This window comes from Escherichia sp. TW09308 (assembly GCF_000208565.1).
GTDB classification, from domain to species: domain Bacteria; phylum Pseudomonadota; class Gammaproteobacteria; order Enterobacterales; family Enterobacteriaceae; genus Escherichia; species Escherichia marmotae.
Window position 1 is genome coordinate 2255877 of record NZ_AEME01000001.1, and the last position, 15658, is coordinate 2271534.

Below are 15658 nucleotides of genomic sequence, written 5' to 3' on the forward strand. Positions count from 1 at the left end.
GCGCTTTGTTCTTGCCGGATGCGGCGTAAACGCCTTATCCGGCCTACAAAATAGTGCAAATTCAATAAATTGCAGAAACGTTGTAGGCCTGATAAGCGCAGCGCATCAGGCAATGTTGCGTTTATCATCAGTCTTAGCCACTTCCCAAAAGAAGTGGCTTTTCACAACAGGCTACTACCTTAAACCGCAGTCTGGAAAATCACCCCATCCGCTTTTTCGGTGTACTGAGAAAGCTGGTTGAAGTTCAGATAACGGTAAGTATCAACGGCTGTTTTATCTACCTGCGCAACGTAGGTCTGGTACTCTTCCGGCGTTGGCAGTTTGCCAAGAAGCGCTGCAACGGCTGCCAGTTCCGCAGAAGCCAGGAAGACGTTCGCGCCAGTACCCAGACGGTTCGGGAAGTTACGGGTAGAGGTGGAAACCACCGTCGCGCCGTCCGCCACACGCGCCTGGTTACCCATGCACAGTGAACAGCCCGGGATCTCGATACGCGCGCCGCTCTTACCGAAGACGCTGTAGTAGCCTTCTTCTGTCAGTTGCGCGGCGTCCATCCGGGTTGGCGGTGCTACCCACAGGCGGGTCGGCAACTGGCCTTTATGCGCATCCAGCAGTTTACCTGCTGCACGGAAGTGACCGATGTTGGTCATGCAAGAACCGATAAACACTTCGTCGATCTTCTCGCCCTGAACCGCTGACAGCGGACGTGCGTCGTCCGGATCGTTCGGTGCACAGAGGATTGGCTCTTTGATATCTGCCAGATCGATGTCGATCACTGCCGCGTATTCGGCATCAGCATCGGCTTCCAGCAGCTCAGGATCCGCCAACCATTTTTCCATGCCCTGAATACGACGTTCCAGGGTACGACGATCGCCGTAACCTTCCGCGATCATCCACTTCAGCAGGACAATGTTGGAGTTCAGGTATTCGATGATCGGCTCTTTGTTCAGCTTGATGGTACAGCCCGCAGCGGAACGTTCAGCGGAAGCATCGGTCAACTCAAATGCCTGCTCAACTTTCAGATCCGGCAGGCCTTCAATTTCCAGAATGCGACCAGAGAAGATGTTTTTCTTACCTTTCTTCTCAACGGTCAGCAGACCTTGCTTGATTGCGTACAGCGGGATCGCGTGTACCAGATCGCGCAGGGTGATGCCCGGCTGCATTTTGCCTTTAAAACGCACCAGAACGGATTCCGGCATATCCAGCGGCATGACGCCAGTCGCCGCAGCAAACGCGACCAGACCAGAACCTGCCGGGAAGGAGATACCGATCGGGAAACGGGTATGGGAGTCACCACCGGTGCCCACGGTATCCGGCAGCAGCATACGGTTCAACCAGGAGTGGATTACGCCATCACCTGGGCGCAGCGACACACCGCCACGGTTCATAATGAAGTCAGGCAGCGTATGGTGCGTGTTAACGTCAACCGGCTTCGGATACGCCGCTGTATGACAGAAAGACTGCATCACCAGGTCAGCCGAGAAGCCCAGGCACGCCAGGTCTTTCAGTTCATCACGGGTCATTGGGCCGGTAGTGTCCTGAGAGCCGACAGACGTCATTTTCGGTTCGCAGTAAGCGCCCGGACGAATGCCTTTCACGCCACAGGCGCGACCCACCATTTTCTGTGCCAGCGAGAAGCCACGATCGCTTTCAGCGACATCTTTCGCCTGACGGAACACATCGCTCTGCGGCAGACCGAGCGCTTCACGCGCTTTGGTGGTCAGACCGCGACCGATAATCAGTGGAATACGACCGCCCGCCCGCACTTCATCAATCAGTACGTCGGTTTTTAGTTCAAAGGTCGCCAGCAGTTCACCGGTTTCGTGGTTACGCACTTCACCTTTGTACGGGTAAACGTCAATCACGTCGCCCATATTCAGGTTGGAAACGTCCACTTCAATTGGCAGCGCACCGGCATCTTCCATCGTGTTAAAGAAGATTGGCGCAATTTTGCCGCCGAGACACAGACCGCCGCCGCGTTTGTTCGGCACATGTGGAATATCGTCGCCCATAAACCACAGTACAGAGTTAGTGGCGGATTTACGCGAAGACCCCGTACCCACAACGTCACCCACATAAGCCAGCGGGAAACCTTTCTGTTGCAGGGCTTCGATCTGCTTGATCGGGCCAACAACACCGGGTTGATCTGGCTCGATCCCTTCGCGGGCGTTTTTCAGCATCGCCAGCGCGTGCAGCGGGATATCCGGGCGTGACCACGCATCCGGTGCCGGAGAGAGGTCATCGGTGTTGGTTTCGCCGGTGACCTTGAAGACGGTAACGGTCAGTTTTTCAGCCAGTGCCGGGCGATTCAGGAACCATTCAGCATCCGCCCAGGACTGCATAACCTGCTTCGCGTATTTGTTACCTGCTTTGGCTTTCTCTTCTACGTCATAGAAGTTATCGAACATCAGCAGCGTGTGGGACAGTGCTTTAGCAGCGATCGGTGCCAGTTTGGCATCGTCCAGCGCGTCGATCAGCGGATGAATGTTGTAACCACCCTGCATGGTGCCCAGCAGTTCAATGGCTTTTTCCGGAGTCAGCAGCGGAGATTTGGCTTCACCTTTTGCGACGGCGGCCAGGAAGCCTGCTTTTACATAGGCTGCTTCATCGACGCCAGGGGGAACACGGTTGGTTAACAGATCTAACAGGAATTCTTCTTCGCCCGCGGGCGGGTTTTTCAGCAGCTCTACGAGCGCGGCCATTTGGTTTGCATCCAGGGGTTTGGGCACAATCCCCTCAGCGGCACGCTCAGCTACGTGCTTACGGTATTCTTCTAGCACGACGGTTCTCCTCGCTCTCATTGTCATAGTGCGGCAGGCGATTCTCTTCACGCTCCTGTGAGACAGCAGTTTGTAGGGTAAATGCCCAGTACCGCAACGGGCAGAATAGCAGGATTTTGACGATGTGTTAATCTGTTTACAAAAAAGCAACATAAAAAAGTGGCTGAATCGTTAAGGATAGTCTAGAGATTGTTTCCCTCCGAAAAACCTGTTAATTCGCATTGTGATAATCACCCTTCTCAACAAATCCCAACATTAGTCAAAATTTAAACTACCGCCTCTTTATACTCGTGCCTACAGCACCTGCGGGTGGCAGTTCGTCGACCATTGCGATTTCCTTGAGATCAGGACTATGAAAATTACTTTGCCGTTTAAACCCCATGTGCTGGCGCTAATTTGCAGCGCCGGGCTATGTGCCGCTTCCGGTACGTTGTATGTGAAAAGTCGCACGGTGGAAGCCCCCGTAGTAGCGCAATCAACACAACAGTCTGCGCCTGACGTCGCTGCGGTTACGCTTCCTGCAACAGTTTCCATGCCCCCGGTAACGCCTGCCGTCGTCAAATCTGCCTTCAGTACTGCGCAAATCGATCAATGGCTCGCACCTGTCGCGCTGTACCCCGATGCACTGCTTTCGCAAGTGCTGATGGCATCGACCTATCCGGCAAATGTCGCCCAGGCCGTGCAGTGGTCGCACGATAACCCGCTCAAACAAGGCGATGCGGCTATTCAGGCAGTATCCGGTCAGCCGTGGGATGCCAGCGTCAAATCACTGGTGGCTTTTCCGCAATTGATGGCGTTGATGGGTGAAAACCCGCAGTGGGTACAAAATCTTGGCGATGCGTTTCTGGCGCAGCCGCAGGATGTGATGGACTCGGTACAACGTTTGCGGCAACTGGCGCAACAAACCGGGTCACTGAAGTCATCAACTGAACAGAAAGTTATTACGACCACGAAGCAAGCCGTACCGCTAAAACAGACTGTCACGGCTCCTGTCACACAATACAATACCGTTTCAACATCCAGCCCCGTCGTCGCAGAACCTGCGCCGACCGTAATAACCATTGAGCCAGCCAATCCGGATGTAGTTTATATTCCCAACTACAACCCAACCGTGGTTTACGGGAACTGGGCCAATACCGCGTATCCGCCGGTTTACCTGCCGCCACCAGCCGGAGAACCGTTTGTTGACAGCTTCGTGCGCGGATTCGGCTACAGCATGGGCGTTGCCACCACATACGCGTTATTCAGCAGCATCGACTGGGATGACGACGATCATGACCACCATCACCACGACAACGATGATTATCATCACCACGACGGTGGTCATCGTGACGGCAACGGCTGGCAACACAACGGCGACAACATCAACATCGACGTCAACAATTTCAACCGTATCACCGGTGAGCATCTTACGGATAAGAATATGGCATGGCGGCACAATCCGAATTACCGCGATGGTGTGCCTTATCATGATCAGGATATGACTAAGCGATTTCATCAAACCGATGTCAAAAGCGGTATGAGCGCCACACAACTACCCGCACCGTCGCGCGACAACCAGCGCCAGGCGGCTGCAAGTCAGTTTCAGCAACGAACACATGCTGCACCAGTCACTACGCGCGACACCCAACGTCAGGCTGCGGCACAGCGGTTTAATGAGGCGGAACACGATGGGAGTTATGACGACTTCCGCGAGTTCAGCCGTCACCAGCTACTGACCCGGCAGCAAAAGGACACCGCTCGCCAGCGTTATCAATCGGCCTCTCCTGAGCAGCGCCAGGCAGTCCGCGAGAAAATGCAAACCAGCCCGCAGAATCAGCAGCGAAGAGAGACGGCACGTCAGCATATTCAGTCCACTACTCCCGAACAGCGCCAGGTATTTAAAGAAAAAGTACAGCAGCGCCCGCAGGGCCAACAACAGCGTGATAACGCCCGCCAGCGTATTCAATCGGCATCACCAGAACAGCGGCAGGTCGCACGCGCGAGAATTCAGAAGAGTCACCCGCAGCGTTTAAACGACAATAACCGTCCGGCCAGACTGAATAACGAACAACGGTCAGCGGTACGCGAACGGTTGTCTGAGCGTGGAGCAAGGAGACTGGAAAGGTAAATTGCAGGCATAAAAAAAGCGGCGCTGTTAGCCGCTTAAGACTGATGACAAACATCGAATTGCCCGATGCGCAAGCTTATCGGGCCTACACGGAACCTGCAATATATTGAATTTGCATGATTTTGTAGGCCGAATAAGGCGTTTACGCCGCATCCGGCGTAAACAACCAGCACTTTGCCAACAATCTGAAGTGTCAGAATAGCCGCTTCTTAATTTACCGGATGCCCCGGCACAAGAAAAATTACTTCTTCTTCGCTTTCGGGTTCGGCAGGTCGGTAATGCTACCTTCGAACACTTCTGCCGCCAGGCCCACAGACTCGTGCAGAGTCGGGTGCGCGTGGATGGTCAGCGCGATGTCTTCAGCGTCGCAACCCATTTCGATTGCCAGACCGATTTCACCCAACAGCTCGCCGCCGTTAGTACCGACAATCGCACCACCGATCACACGATGAGACTCTTTGTCGAAAATCAGCTTGGTCATACCGTCCGCGCAGTCAGAAGCGATCGCACGACCAGAAGCAGCCCACGGGAAGGTGGCAGTTTCGTAGCTGATGCCTTTCTCTTTCGCTTCTTTCTCGGTCAAACCCACCCATGCAACTTCTGGTTCGGTATAGGCAATAGACGGAATAACTTTCGGATCGAAGTAGTGTTTTTTACCGGCGATAACTTCAGCGGCAACGTGACCTTCGTGAACACCTTTGTGTGCCAGCATCGGCTGACCGACGATATCACCGATAGCAAAGATGTGTGGTACGTTGGTACGCAGTTGTTTGTCAACGCGGATGAAGCCACGGTCGTCCACTTCCACGCCTGCTTTGCCTGCGTCGAGGTTTTTACCGTTCGGCACACGACCAATCGCCACCAGCACGGCGTCGTAACGCTGTGGTTCAGCCGGTGCTTTTTTGCCTTCCATCGTCACGTAGATACCGTCTTCTTTTGCTTCAACGGCAGTGACTTTGGTTTCCAGCATCAGGTTGAATTTCTTGCTGATACGCTTGGTGAAGACTTTAACGATGTCTTTATCTGCTGCCGGGATAACCTGGTCGAACATTTCAACCACGTCAATCTGTGAACCCAGCGCGTGGTATACCGTCCCCATTTCCAGACCGATGATACCGCCACCCATAACCAGCAGGCGTTCTGGCACTTCTTTCAATTCCAGAGCGTCAGTGGAGTCCCAGATACGCGGATCTTCATGCGGAATAAACGGCAGTTGGATCGGGCGAGAACCCGCCGCGATGATCGCATTGTCGAAGTTGATCACAGTCTTACCGTTCTCACCTTCAACTTCCAGGGTGTTCGCCCCGGTGAATTTACCCAGACCGTTGACCACTTTCACTTTACGGCCTTTCGCCATACCAGCCAGACCGCCGGTCAGTTGAGTGATAACTTTCTCTTTCCAGGTACGAATCTTGTCGATATCGGTTTTCGGCTCACCGAAAACGATACCGTGTTCAGCCAGTGCTTTGGCTTCTTCGATAACTTTTGCTACGTGCAGCAGTGCTTTAGAAGGGATACAGCCGACGTTCAGGCAAACACCGCCAAGGGTGTTGTAGCGTTCTACGATTACGGTTTCCAGACCTAAATCAGCGCAGCGGAAGGCAGCGGAGTAACCTGCGGGGCCTGCCCCAAGTACCACGACCTGAGTTTTGATTTCAGTACTCATCATGACCTCTATATATTTATCTCCGGCGGGTCTGACGTTTTTTTTATGACGCCCATTATCCACCGGGTCGTTCTATCCGTCGGTATTTTACAAAATTGTTAACAATTTTTAAACAACAAACGGCAACCGATTTGTCTATTACCTGATAACCTCAATATATTCATAAGATTACCAGAAAAAAGCCGGCCGTTGGGCCGGCTCTTTTATTTACATCACCAGACGGCGAATGTCAGACAGCGTGTTGTTAATGATGGTAATGAAACGCGCACCATCAGCACCGTCGATCACGCGGTGGTCAAAGGAGAGAGAAATCGGCAGCATCAGACGCGGCACGAACTCTTTACCATTCCACACAGGTTCCATCGCGGACTTGGAAACGCCGAGGATAGCCACTTCCGGTGCGTTCACAATCGGCGCGAAGTGGGTAGTACCCAGGCCGCCGATACTGGAGATGGTGAAGCAACCACCCTGCATTTCGCCCGCAGTCAGCTTACCGTCACGCGCTTTCTTGGAAATGGTCATCAGCTCGCGAGACAGCTCGATGATGCCTTTCTTGTTGACGTCTTTGAATACCGGAACAACCAGGCCGTTCGGAGTATCCACCGCCACACCGATGTTGATGTATTTCTTCAGGGTCAGACGCTGACCGTCTTCCGACAGCGAACTGTTGAAGCGAGGCATCTGCTCAAGTGCCGCAGCAACGGCTTTCATGATGAAGACAACCGGGGTGATCTTCACATCCAGCTTACGTTTCGCAGCTTCTTCGTTCTGCTGTTTACGGAACGCTTCCAGCTCGGTGATATCGGTCTTGTCGAAGTGGGTAACGTGCGGGATCATCACCCAGTTACGGCTCAGGTTAGCACCAGAGATTTTCTGAATGCGACCCAGTTCCACTTCTTCGATTTCACCAAACTTGCTGAAGTCCACCTTCGGCCACGGCAACATGCCTGGGATACCGCCGCCAGTCGCTGCCGGAGCCGCTTCTGCACGTTTGATGGCTTCTTTCACATAAGCCTGAACGTCTTCGCGCAGGATACGACCTTTACGGCCTGTGCCCTTCACTTTCGCCAGGTTAACGCCGAACTCGCGAGCCAGACGGCGGATCAGCGGAGTCGCGTGAACATAAGCGTCGTTTTCAGCAAATTCAGATTTGCCTTCCGCTTTTGCAGCCGGTGCTGCTGCCGGAGCTTCAGCTTTTGCAGCCGGGGCCGGAGCTGCCGCTTCCTGTTTCGCCGGAGCTGCCGCAGGCGCTGCGCCTTCAACTTCGAAAATCATAATCAGCGAGCCAGTTTTCACTTTGTCGCCAACATTCACTTTCAGTTCTTTCACCACGCCCGCGAACGGAGCCGGAACTTCCATAGAAGCTTTGTCGCCTTCTACGGTGATCAGTGACTGCTCAGCGGTAACTTTGTCGCCCACTTTCACCATCACTTCGGTCACTTCAACTTCGTCACCGCCGATATCCGGAACGTTAACTTCTTTCACGCCAGTCGCTGCCGCAGGTGCCGGAGCCGCTTCCTGTTTTGCCGCCGGAGCCGGAGCTGCCGCGCTGGCTGCCCCCGCAACTTCGAAGACCATAATCAGTGAGCCGGTAGACACTTTGTCGCCAACGTTCACTTTGATCTCTTTCACGATGCCCGCAAACGGAGCCGGAACTTCCATAGAAGCCTTGTCGCCTTCTACGGTGATCAGCGACTGTTCAGCTTCAACTTTGTCGCCCACTTTCACCAGGATTTCGGTCACTTCAACTTCGTCGCTGCCGATATCCGGAACGTTAACGTCTTTTGCCGCCGCAGCCGCTGGTGCTGCTGCCGGAGCTGCTTCTTTCTTCTCTTCTGCCTGAGCAGGTGCAGCGTCTGCTGCACCGTCGGCGGAATCGAAAATCATAATCAGTGCGCCGGTCTGGGTTTTATCGCCAACAGAGACTTTGATCTCTTTAACGATACCCGCCTGCGGAGACGGAACTTCCATAGAGGCTTTGTCGCCTTCTACGGTGATCAGCGACTGTTCGGCTTCAACTTTGTCGCCCACTTTGACCAGGATCTCGGTGATTTCAACTTCATCAGCCCCGATGTCCGGTACTTTGATTTCGATAGCCATTATTCTTTTACCTCTTACGCCAGACGCGGGTTAACTTTATCTGCATCGATGTTGAATTTGGCGATTGCGTCAGCAACCACTTTCTTATCGATTTCGCCACGTTTAGCCAGTTCGCCCAGCGCCGCAACCACGACATAAGAAGCATCAACTTCAAAGTGGTGACGCAGGTTCTCACGGCTGTCGGAACGACCGAAGCCATCAGTACCCAGTACGCGGTAGTCGTCAGCCGGTACGTAAGTACGGACCTGCTCAGCGAACAGTTTCATATAGTCGGTAGATGCCACTGCCGGAGCGTCGTTCATCACCTGAGCGATGTACGGAACGCGCGGAGTTTCCAGCGGATGCAGCATGTTCCAGCGTTCACAATCCTGACCATCACGCGCCAGTTCGGTGAAGGAGGTCACGCTATAAACGTCAGAACCTACGCCGTAATCTTTCGCCAGGATCTGTGCTGCTTCACGGACGTGGCGCAGGATAGAACCGGAGCCCAGCAGTTGAACTTTACCTTTGCTACCTTCAATGGTTTCGAGTTTGTAGATACCTTTACGGATACCTTCCTCAGCACCTTCCGGCATTGCCGGCATGTGGTAGTTTTCGTTCAGCGTGGTGATGTAGTAGTAAACGTTCTCTTGTTTTTCACCGTACATACGCTCCAGACCATCATGCATGATGACAGCAACTTCGTAAGCGTAAGCCGGGTCGTAAGAGATACAGTTCGGGATAGTCAGCGACTGAATGTGGCTGTGACCATCTTCGTGCTGCAGACCTTCGCCGTTCAGGGTGGTACGACCGGAAGTACCGCCGATCAGGAAGCCACGCGCCTGCTGGTCGCCAGCCGCCCAGCACAGATCGCCAATACGCTGGAATCCGAACATCGAGTAATAGATGTAGAACGGAATCATCGGCAGATTGTTGGTGCTGTAAGAGGTCGCCGCAGCCAACCAGGAACAACCTGCGCCCAGCTCGTTGATCCCTTCCTGCAGAATCTGACCTTTCTCGTCTTCTTTATAGTACGCAACCTGCTCGCGATCCTGCGGGGTGTACTGCTGACCGTTCGGGCTGTAGATACCAATCTGACGGAACAGACCTTCCATACCGAAAGTACGCGCTTCGTCAGCGATGATCGGCACAAGTCGGTCTTTGATCGACTTGTTCTTCAGCATCACGTTCAGGGCACGAACGAAAGCGATAGTGGTGGAGATCTCTTTGCTCTGTTCTTCCAGCAGCGCACCGAAGTCTTGCAGGCTCGGCAGCTCCAGCTTCTCGGTAAAGTTCGGCTGGCGGCTTGGCAGATAACCGTGCAGTTTCTGACGCTGAGCGTGCAGATAGGTATGCTCTTCAGAACCTTCCGGGAAGGTGATGTACGGCAGTTTTTCGATATCTGCATCAGACACCGGCACATTGAAACGGTCGCGGATATGGCGCACGCCGTCCATGTTCATTTTCTTAACCTGGTGCGCAATGTTTTTACCTTCAGCCGCATCGCCCATGCCGTAACCTTTAATGGTATGAGCAAGGATTACTGTCGCTTTGCCTTTGGTTTCCTGCGCTTTCTTGAATGCAGCGTAGATTTTCTTCGGATCGTGACCGCCACGGTTCAATGCCCAGATCTGCTCGTCAGTCCAGTCTGCAACCAGTGCTGCGGTTTCCGGATATTTACCGAAGAAGTGTTCACGAACGTACGCACCATCTTTCGATTTGAAGGTCTGGTAGTCGCCGTCAACGGTTTCGTTCATCAGTTGGATCAGTTTACCGCTGGTATCTTTACGCAGCAGCTCATCCCAACGGCTACCCCACATCACTTTGATCACGTTCCAGCCAGCACCTTCGAAGATGCCTTCCAGTTCGTTGATGATCTTGCCGTTACCGGTGACCGGGCCGTCAAGACGCTGCAGGTTACAGTTGATAACGAAGACCAGGTTATCCAGTTTTTCACGGGTAGCGATGGTGATCGCACCTTTGGATTCTGGTTCGTCCATCTCGCCGTCACCAAGGAATGCGTAAACGGTCTGTTTAGAGGTATCTTTCAGGCCACGGTGTTCCAGATATTTCAGGAACTTCGCCTGGTAGATAGCACCGATTGGCCCCAGCCCCATAGATACGGTCGGGAACTGCCAGAATTCCGGCATCAGTTTCGGGTGCGGGTAGGAAGAGAGGCCATTACCGTGGACTTCCTGACGGAAATTATCCAGTTGCTCCTGAGTCAGACGACCTTCCAGGAAAGCTCGTGCGTAAACGCCCGGGGAGATGTGCCCCTGGAAGTAAACCAGGTCGCCGCCATCCTGCTCGTTGCGTGCACGGAAGAAGTGGTTAAAACACACATCATAAATGGTTGCGGAAGACTGGAAAGACGCCATGTGGCCGCCCAGTTCCAGATCTTTTTTGGATGCACGCAGAACCGTCATGATGGCGTTCCAGCGGATAGCTGAACGAATACGGCGTTCCAGTTCCAGATTACCCGGATACTCCGGCTGTTCTTCAACGGGGATGGTGTTGATGTAGTTGCTGACGCCGGTGCCTGCGGCTACGTTGACTCCGCCTTTGCGGGCTTCAGCAAGCAGTTGGTCGATCAGATACTGAGCACGCTCAACACCTTCTTCACGGATGACCGATTCGATCGCCTGGAGCCAGTCGCGAGTTTCGATCGGATCCACGTCATTTGGGAAACGTTCTGACATGGGTTATTCCTTATCTATCTAATAACGTTGAGTTTTCTGGAACCTGTCCCATTGAACTCTCGCTGGAAAGCTCAATAAGACAGGTTCTACGTTTAGTTGCTGCGCTTTTATATGCGCTTGATTTACAACATCTTCTGGCTAATTTTCACCAGAAAAATCACTAATTCTTTCGTTGCTCCAGACGGCGCAGAGAACGCTCACGGCGGCTCTCCTCACGGCTTCTGTCGAGCAAGATTTCTTCGATAAAGGCCAGATGGCGATGCGATGCTTCGCGCGCTTCTTCTGGCTTACCGGCCATAATTGCTTCGAATATGCGAGTGCGGTGACTACTCACCAGCGGCAGCATCTCTCGACGCGAATAGAGCAATTCGAAGTTTTGACGGACATTCTGGGCCAACATCGGCTCCATACACCTTAGCAGATGAAGCAAAACCACATTGTGGGCCGCTTCGGTGACGGCAATCTGATACTGGAGTACGGCGTTTGATTCCGCGTCCAGATCGCCAGACTGCTGCGCCAGCTCTATGGCGTGGTGGAGTTCACGAATGCGTTCCTTGTCTTCATCGGTACTACGCAACGCGGCGTAATAGGCGGCTATGCCTTCCAGGGCGTGTCGTGTTTCGAGCAAGTCGTATTGTGATTCAGGATGGTCGGAGAGCAGCTCCACCAGCGGATCGCTGAAGCTTTGCCAGAGGCTGCTCTGGACAAAAGTGCCGCCACCCTGGCGACGAAGCAACAAGCCCTTCGCTTCGAGACGTTGAATCGCCTCACGCAATGAGGGACGGGATACATCGAACTGTTTTGCCAGTTCGCGTTCCGGTGGGAGTTTTTCACCCGGGCGGAGAGTGCCTTCGAGGATCAAAAACTCCAGTTGCTGCTCAATCACATCGGAGAGTTTTGGTTGGCGGATTTTGCTGTAGGCCATGAGTTCCTGTCTTAAGCCACTTGCCGAAGTCAATTGGTCTTACCAATTTCATGTCTGTGACGCTAAAGTAACAAAGTATTCACCTTATGTCTATACAGGTTTTGATTGAAATCATGAAACTGTGCACATTTTAACAACTTGACATATATAGCGTTTCAAAGTTGTAACTATGCACAAATGTAGGCTTTACGTGAGCAAGGTTTTTTTTAACGATTATTAAACTATAAAAATCCGAATTGAACCGATTCACTTACCAATTTTTCGATTTTTAATTCAATAAAAATGAATTTATATTCTTTGTTATGGGTGGGATTGTTTGAGACTGGTCTTTACAAATGGTTTCTTTTTAGACAACCCATCTTCAACCATGCATAAAGCGGGTGCATTCGCTGCGGCATACCATTATTCTTTATCTGACGGAAGTCTTTTTGTAACAATTCAAACTTCCAAGTTGTAAACAAATTAATACAACAAACGGAATTGCAAACTTACACACGCATCACTGCGTAGATCAAAAAAACAATCACCGCACGAGGTTTCATGATGGAAGGTCAACAGCACGGCGAGCAGCTAAAGCGCGGCCTTAAAAACCGCCATATTCAGCTTATCGCGCTGGGTGGCGCGATAGGGACCGGGCTATTCCTGGGAAGCGCCTCCGTAATACAGTCCGCAGGGCCAGGGATCATTCTGGGTTACGCCATTGCTGGTTTTATCGCCTTTCTGATCATGCGTCAGCTAGGTGAAATGGTGGTCGAAGAACCGGTAGCAGGCTCCTTCAGCCACTTTGCTTATAAATACTGGGGGAGCTTTGCTGGCTTCGCCTCAGGCTGGAACTACTGGGTATTGTACGTATTAGTTGCCATGGCGGAGCTTACTGCCGTCGGCAAATACATTCAGTTCTGGTATCCGGATATCCCAACCTGGGCTTCTGCCGCCGTGTTCTTTGTGGTGATCAACGCCATCAACCTGACCAACGTTAAAGTGTTTGGCGAGATGGAGTTCTGGTTTGCCATTATCAAAGTTATCGCGGTGGTGGCGATGATCATCTTCGGCGGCTGGCTGCTGTTCAGTGGCAACGGCGGTCCGCAAGCGACCGTCCGTAACCTCTGGGAACAGGGCGGATTCCTGCCGCACGGCTTCACCGGGCTGGTGATGATGATGGCGATTATCATGTTCTCGTTTGGTGGTCTGGAGCTAGTGGGGATCACCGCCGCAGAAGCCGATAACCCGGAGCAAAGCATCCCGAAAGCAACCAATCAGGTTATCTACCGCATCCTGATTTTCTACATTGGTTCGTTAGCCGTCCTGCTCTCACTGATGCCGTGGACGCGCGTTACCGCTGATACCAGTCCATTCGTGTTGATCTTCCATGAACTGGGCGACACCTTTGTGGCTAACGCCCTGAATATCGTGGTGTTGACGGCGGCACTTTCCGTGTACAACAGTTGCGTCTACTGCAACAGCCGTATGCTGTTTGGTCTGGCACAACAGGGAAATGCACCGAAAATGCTCGCTTCCGTCGATAAACGCGGCGTACCGGTCAACACCATTCTGGTATCTGCGCTGGTTACGGCATTGTGCGTACTGATTAACTACCTTGCCCCAGAGTCCGCATTCGGACTGTTAATGGCGCTGGTGGTTTCCGCTCTGGTAATCAACTGGGCGATGATAAGTCTTGCGCACATGAAATTCCGTCGTGCCAAACAAGCACAAGGTGTGGCTACCCGCTTCCCTGCCCTGCTCTATCCGCTGGGTAACTGGATCTGCCTGCTGTTTATGGCGGCGGTACTGGTAATTATGCTGATGACGCCGGGGATGGCGATTTCGGTTTACCTGATCCCGGTATGGCTGGTGGTGTTAGGCATCGGCTATCTGTTTAAAGAGAAAACAGCAAAAGCAGTAAAAGCGCATTAACCTCTCTCCGCCCTCACCCTGTCTGGGTGAGGGCAACAATCTTTACACCAATGTCCCGTAAATCGTCAGTAGCGCAATCACTACCACGACCACAAACGAGGTTTTCTTCGCCATTGAAACTGCTGCTTTCGGTGTCTCCACCTTATCGACATGCGGTTCACGCGCCAGAGAGAACTGCGCCAGACGCGTTAACACCTGATATTGCGAAGTATGGAAATCGGCCAGCGAAGCAAACCAGGCAGGTAACGCTTTCTCACCGTGGCCGATCAAGGCATAAACCACTCCCGCAAGGCGAACCGGCACCCAATCCGCGACATGAAGCACTGCATCAATCCCCGACTGTAAACGATGATGCGGCGTCTGGTAACGCGCCAGCCAGTATTGCCATGCGCGCAAAAACGCATACCCCATCAGCGTAACTGGCCCCCAACTTCCCCCCACAATCAACCAGAACAGCGGTGCCAGGTAAAAACGAAAGTTAATCCACAGCAGTGCATTTTGCAGTTCCCGCAAGTATTCACGTTCATCGCAGCCTGCAGGGACGCCGTGAATCATAGTGAGTTCGCCAGCCATTGTGGAACGGGCATGGCTATCATTACGTGAAGCGGCTGCCAGATAAGCATGATAATGAAGACGAACTTTACCTGCGCCAATACACAGCAAACCAATCAGCAGCCACACCAGCAGCGTCGGAACGTTGAACAATAGCCCATGCAACGCGCGCAACAGCAAAAAAGTCACCCCCATCGCAATAATGGTCATACCTAACGTGCGCCCGAGTGAAAAATGTTTCACCCGCCGAAAGAACGCTTCAAGGCGGTGATCAAGCTGCCAGTGCTCGCCCAACTTAAACAGGCGCTCAAAAATTAACACCAGTAAGGTTGTGAATAGCGTCATGTTGTCTCCTTGCTGACCAGCGCGCGAAACCGTGCCCAATCAAATGCAGGACCAGGATCGGTTTTACGATCCGGCGCAATATCGCAATGCCCCGTCATGTTATTAGCAATAGCTGGATAGCGATCAATCAGCGCCCGAGTGACCGCCGCCAGTTGCTGATACTGCGCATCGGTGTAAGCCAGCGTATCGGTGCCTTCCAGCTCAATCCCAATAGAAAAATCATTACAGCGTTCACGACCTTGATACTGAGAGACACCCGCGTGCCAGGCGCGTTTATCGAAAGGAACATACTGGACAATTTCACCATCACGGCGAATCAAACAGTGAGCGGAAACGCGCAAATGAGCTATCTCAGCAAAGAAGGGATGCGCCTGCGGATCAATAGTTCCGGTGAATAATGCGTCGATCCACGGGCCGCCAAACTCACCTGGCGGCAGGCTAATATTGTGCACCACCAGCAGGGTGGGAACTTCGTCATCCGGGCGACAATCGTAATGAGGCGAGGGAACGCGGCGCGCGCCGGTCAGCCACCCCTGTTCTAACAACATGCAGGATCTCCTTATATGTGGTGCTAATATCCGGTTCAGAGTA

9 protein-coding genes are annotated in these 15658 nt (G+C 52.8%); 2 read left to right on the forward strand and 7 right to left on the reverse strand.

From position 1 onward, the window contains the following. Positions 1–179 precede the first annotated feature (179 nt). Positions 180–2777: a bifunctional aconitate hydratase 2/2-methylisocitrate dehydratase gene (gene acnB, locus ESM_RS0110835; RefSeq protein WP_010378080.1), complete on the reverse strand. Its 2598-nt coding sequence runs from the start codon at positions 2775–2777 to the stop codon at positions 180–182. Positions 2778–3129: 352 nt separating this feature from the next. Here acnB and ESM_RS0110840 point away from each other — a divergent pair, with 352 nt between their 5' ends. Continuing rightward, positions 3130–4887, forward strand: coding sequence for a DUF3300 domain-containing protein (locus ESM_RS0110840; RefSeq protein ID WP_000705177.1), 1758 nt, complete (start codon positions 3130–3132; stop codon positions 4885–4887). A gap of 241 nt (positions 4888–5128) precedes the next feature. Here ESM_RS0110840 and lpdA read toward each other — a convergent pair whose 3' ends face one another. From lpdA to pdhR, 4 genes are all read right to left on the reverse strand, one after another. After that, on the reverse strand, positions 5129–6553 hold the full coding sequence (gene lpdA / locus ESM_RS0110845) for a dihydrolipoyl dehydrogenase (protein ID WP_000102487.1): 1425 nt from the start codon (positions 6551–6553) through the stop codon (positions 5129–5131). 207 nt (positions 6554–6760) lie between these two features. Continuing rightward, on the reverse strand, positions 6761–8653 hold the full coding sequence (gene aceF, locus ESM_RS0110850; RefSeq protein WP_000963495.1) for a pyruvate dehydrogenase complex dihydrolipoyllysine-residue acetyltransferase: 1893 nt from the start codon (positions 8651–8653) through the stop codon (positions 6761–6763). Positions 8654–8667: 14 nt separating this feature from the next. Further along, a complete protein-coding gene (gene aceE / locus ESM_RS0110855; RefSeq protein ID WP_000003835.1) occupies positions 8668–11331 on the reverse strand; it encodes a pyruvate dehydrogenase (acetyl-transferring), homodimeric type in 2664 nt (887 codons plus the stop codon). A 160-nt stretch (positions 11332–11491) separates the two neighbouring features. Continuing rightward, positions 11492–12256: a pyruvate dehydrogenase complex transcriptional repressor PdhR gene (gene pdhR, locus ESM_RS0110860; RefSeq protein WP_000331776.1), complete on the reverse strand. Its 765-nt coding sequence runs from the start codon at positions 12254–12256 to the stop codon at positions 11492–11494. 540 nt (positions 12257–12796) lie between these two features. On the opposite strand from pdhR, the gene aroP reads away from it, so the two are divergent. After that, entirely contained in the window at positions 12797–14170 is a 1374-nt protein-coding gene (gene aroP / locus ESM_RS0110865; protein ID WP_000969908.1) for an aromatic amino acid transporter AroP, read from the forward strand. A gap of 42 nt (positions 14171–14212) precedes the next feature. Here the strand turns inward: aroP and ampE are convergent, their stop codons facing one another. Together ampE and ampD are read right to left on the reverse strand one after the other, a co-directional pair. Beyond that, the gene (ampE, locus tag ESM_RS0110870) at positions 14213–15067 is read right to left on the reverse strand and encodes a beta-lactamase regulator AmpE (protein WP_000171988.1); all 855 of its coding nucleotides are present in this window, start codon (positions 15065–15067) and stop codon (positions 14213–14215) included. Beyond that, the gene (ampD, locus tag ESM_RS0110875) at positions 15064–15615 is read right to left on the reverse strand and encodes a 1,6-anhydro-N-acetylmuramyl-L-alanine amidase AmpD (protein ID WP_000923708.1); all 552 of its coding nucleotides are present in this window, start codon (positions 15613–15615) and stop codon (positions 15064–15066) included. The genes ampE and ampD overlap by 4 nt, the downstream gene beginning before the upstream one ends. Positions 15616–15658 lie beyond the last annotated feature (43 nt).

What these genes read in the sequence shown, in the direction of transcription:
- ESM_RS0110840 (WP_000705177.1), top strand. Translation starts at nt 3,130, where the DNA reads ATGAAAATTACTTTGCCGTTTAAACCCCATGTGCTGGCGCTAATTTGC.
- lpdA (WP_000102487.1), bottom strand. Translation starts at nt 6,553, where the DNA reads ATGAGTACTGAAATCAAAACTCAGGTCGTGGTACTTGGGGCAGGCCCC.
- aceF (WP_000963495.1), bottom strand. Translation starts at nt 8,653, where the DNA reads ATGGCTATCGAAATCAAAGTACCGGACATCGGGGCTGATGAAGTTGAA.
- aceE (WP_000003835.1), bottom strand. Translation starts at nt 11,331, where the DNA reads ATGTCAGAACGTTTCCCAAATGACGTGGATCCGATCGAAACTCGCGAC.
- pdhR (WP_000331776.1), bottom strand. Translation starts at nt 12,256, where the DNA reads ATGGCCTACAGCAAAATCCGCCAACCAAAACTCTCCGATGTGATTGAG.
- aroP (WP_000969908.1), top strand. Translation starts at nt 12,797, where the DNA reads ATGATGGAAGGTCAACAGCACGGCGAGCAGCTAAAGCGCGGCCTTAAA.
- ampE (WP_000171988.1), bottom strand. Translation starts at nt 15,067, where the DNA reads ATGACGCTATTCACAACCTTACTGGTGTTAATTTTTGAGCGCCTGTTT.
- ampD (WP_000923708.1), bottom strand. Translation starts at nt 15,615, where the DNA reads ATGTTGTTAGAACAGGGGTGGCTGACCGGCGCGCGCCGCGTTCCCTCG.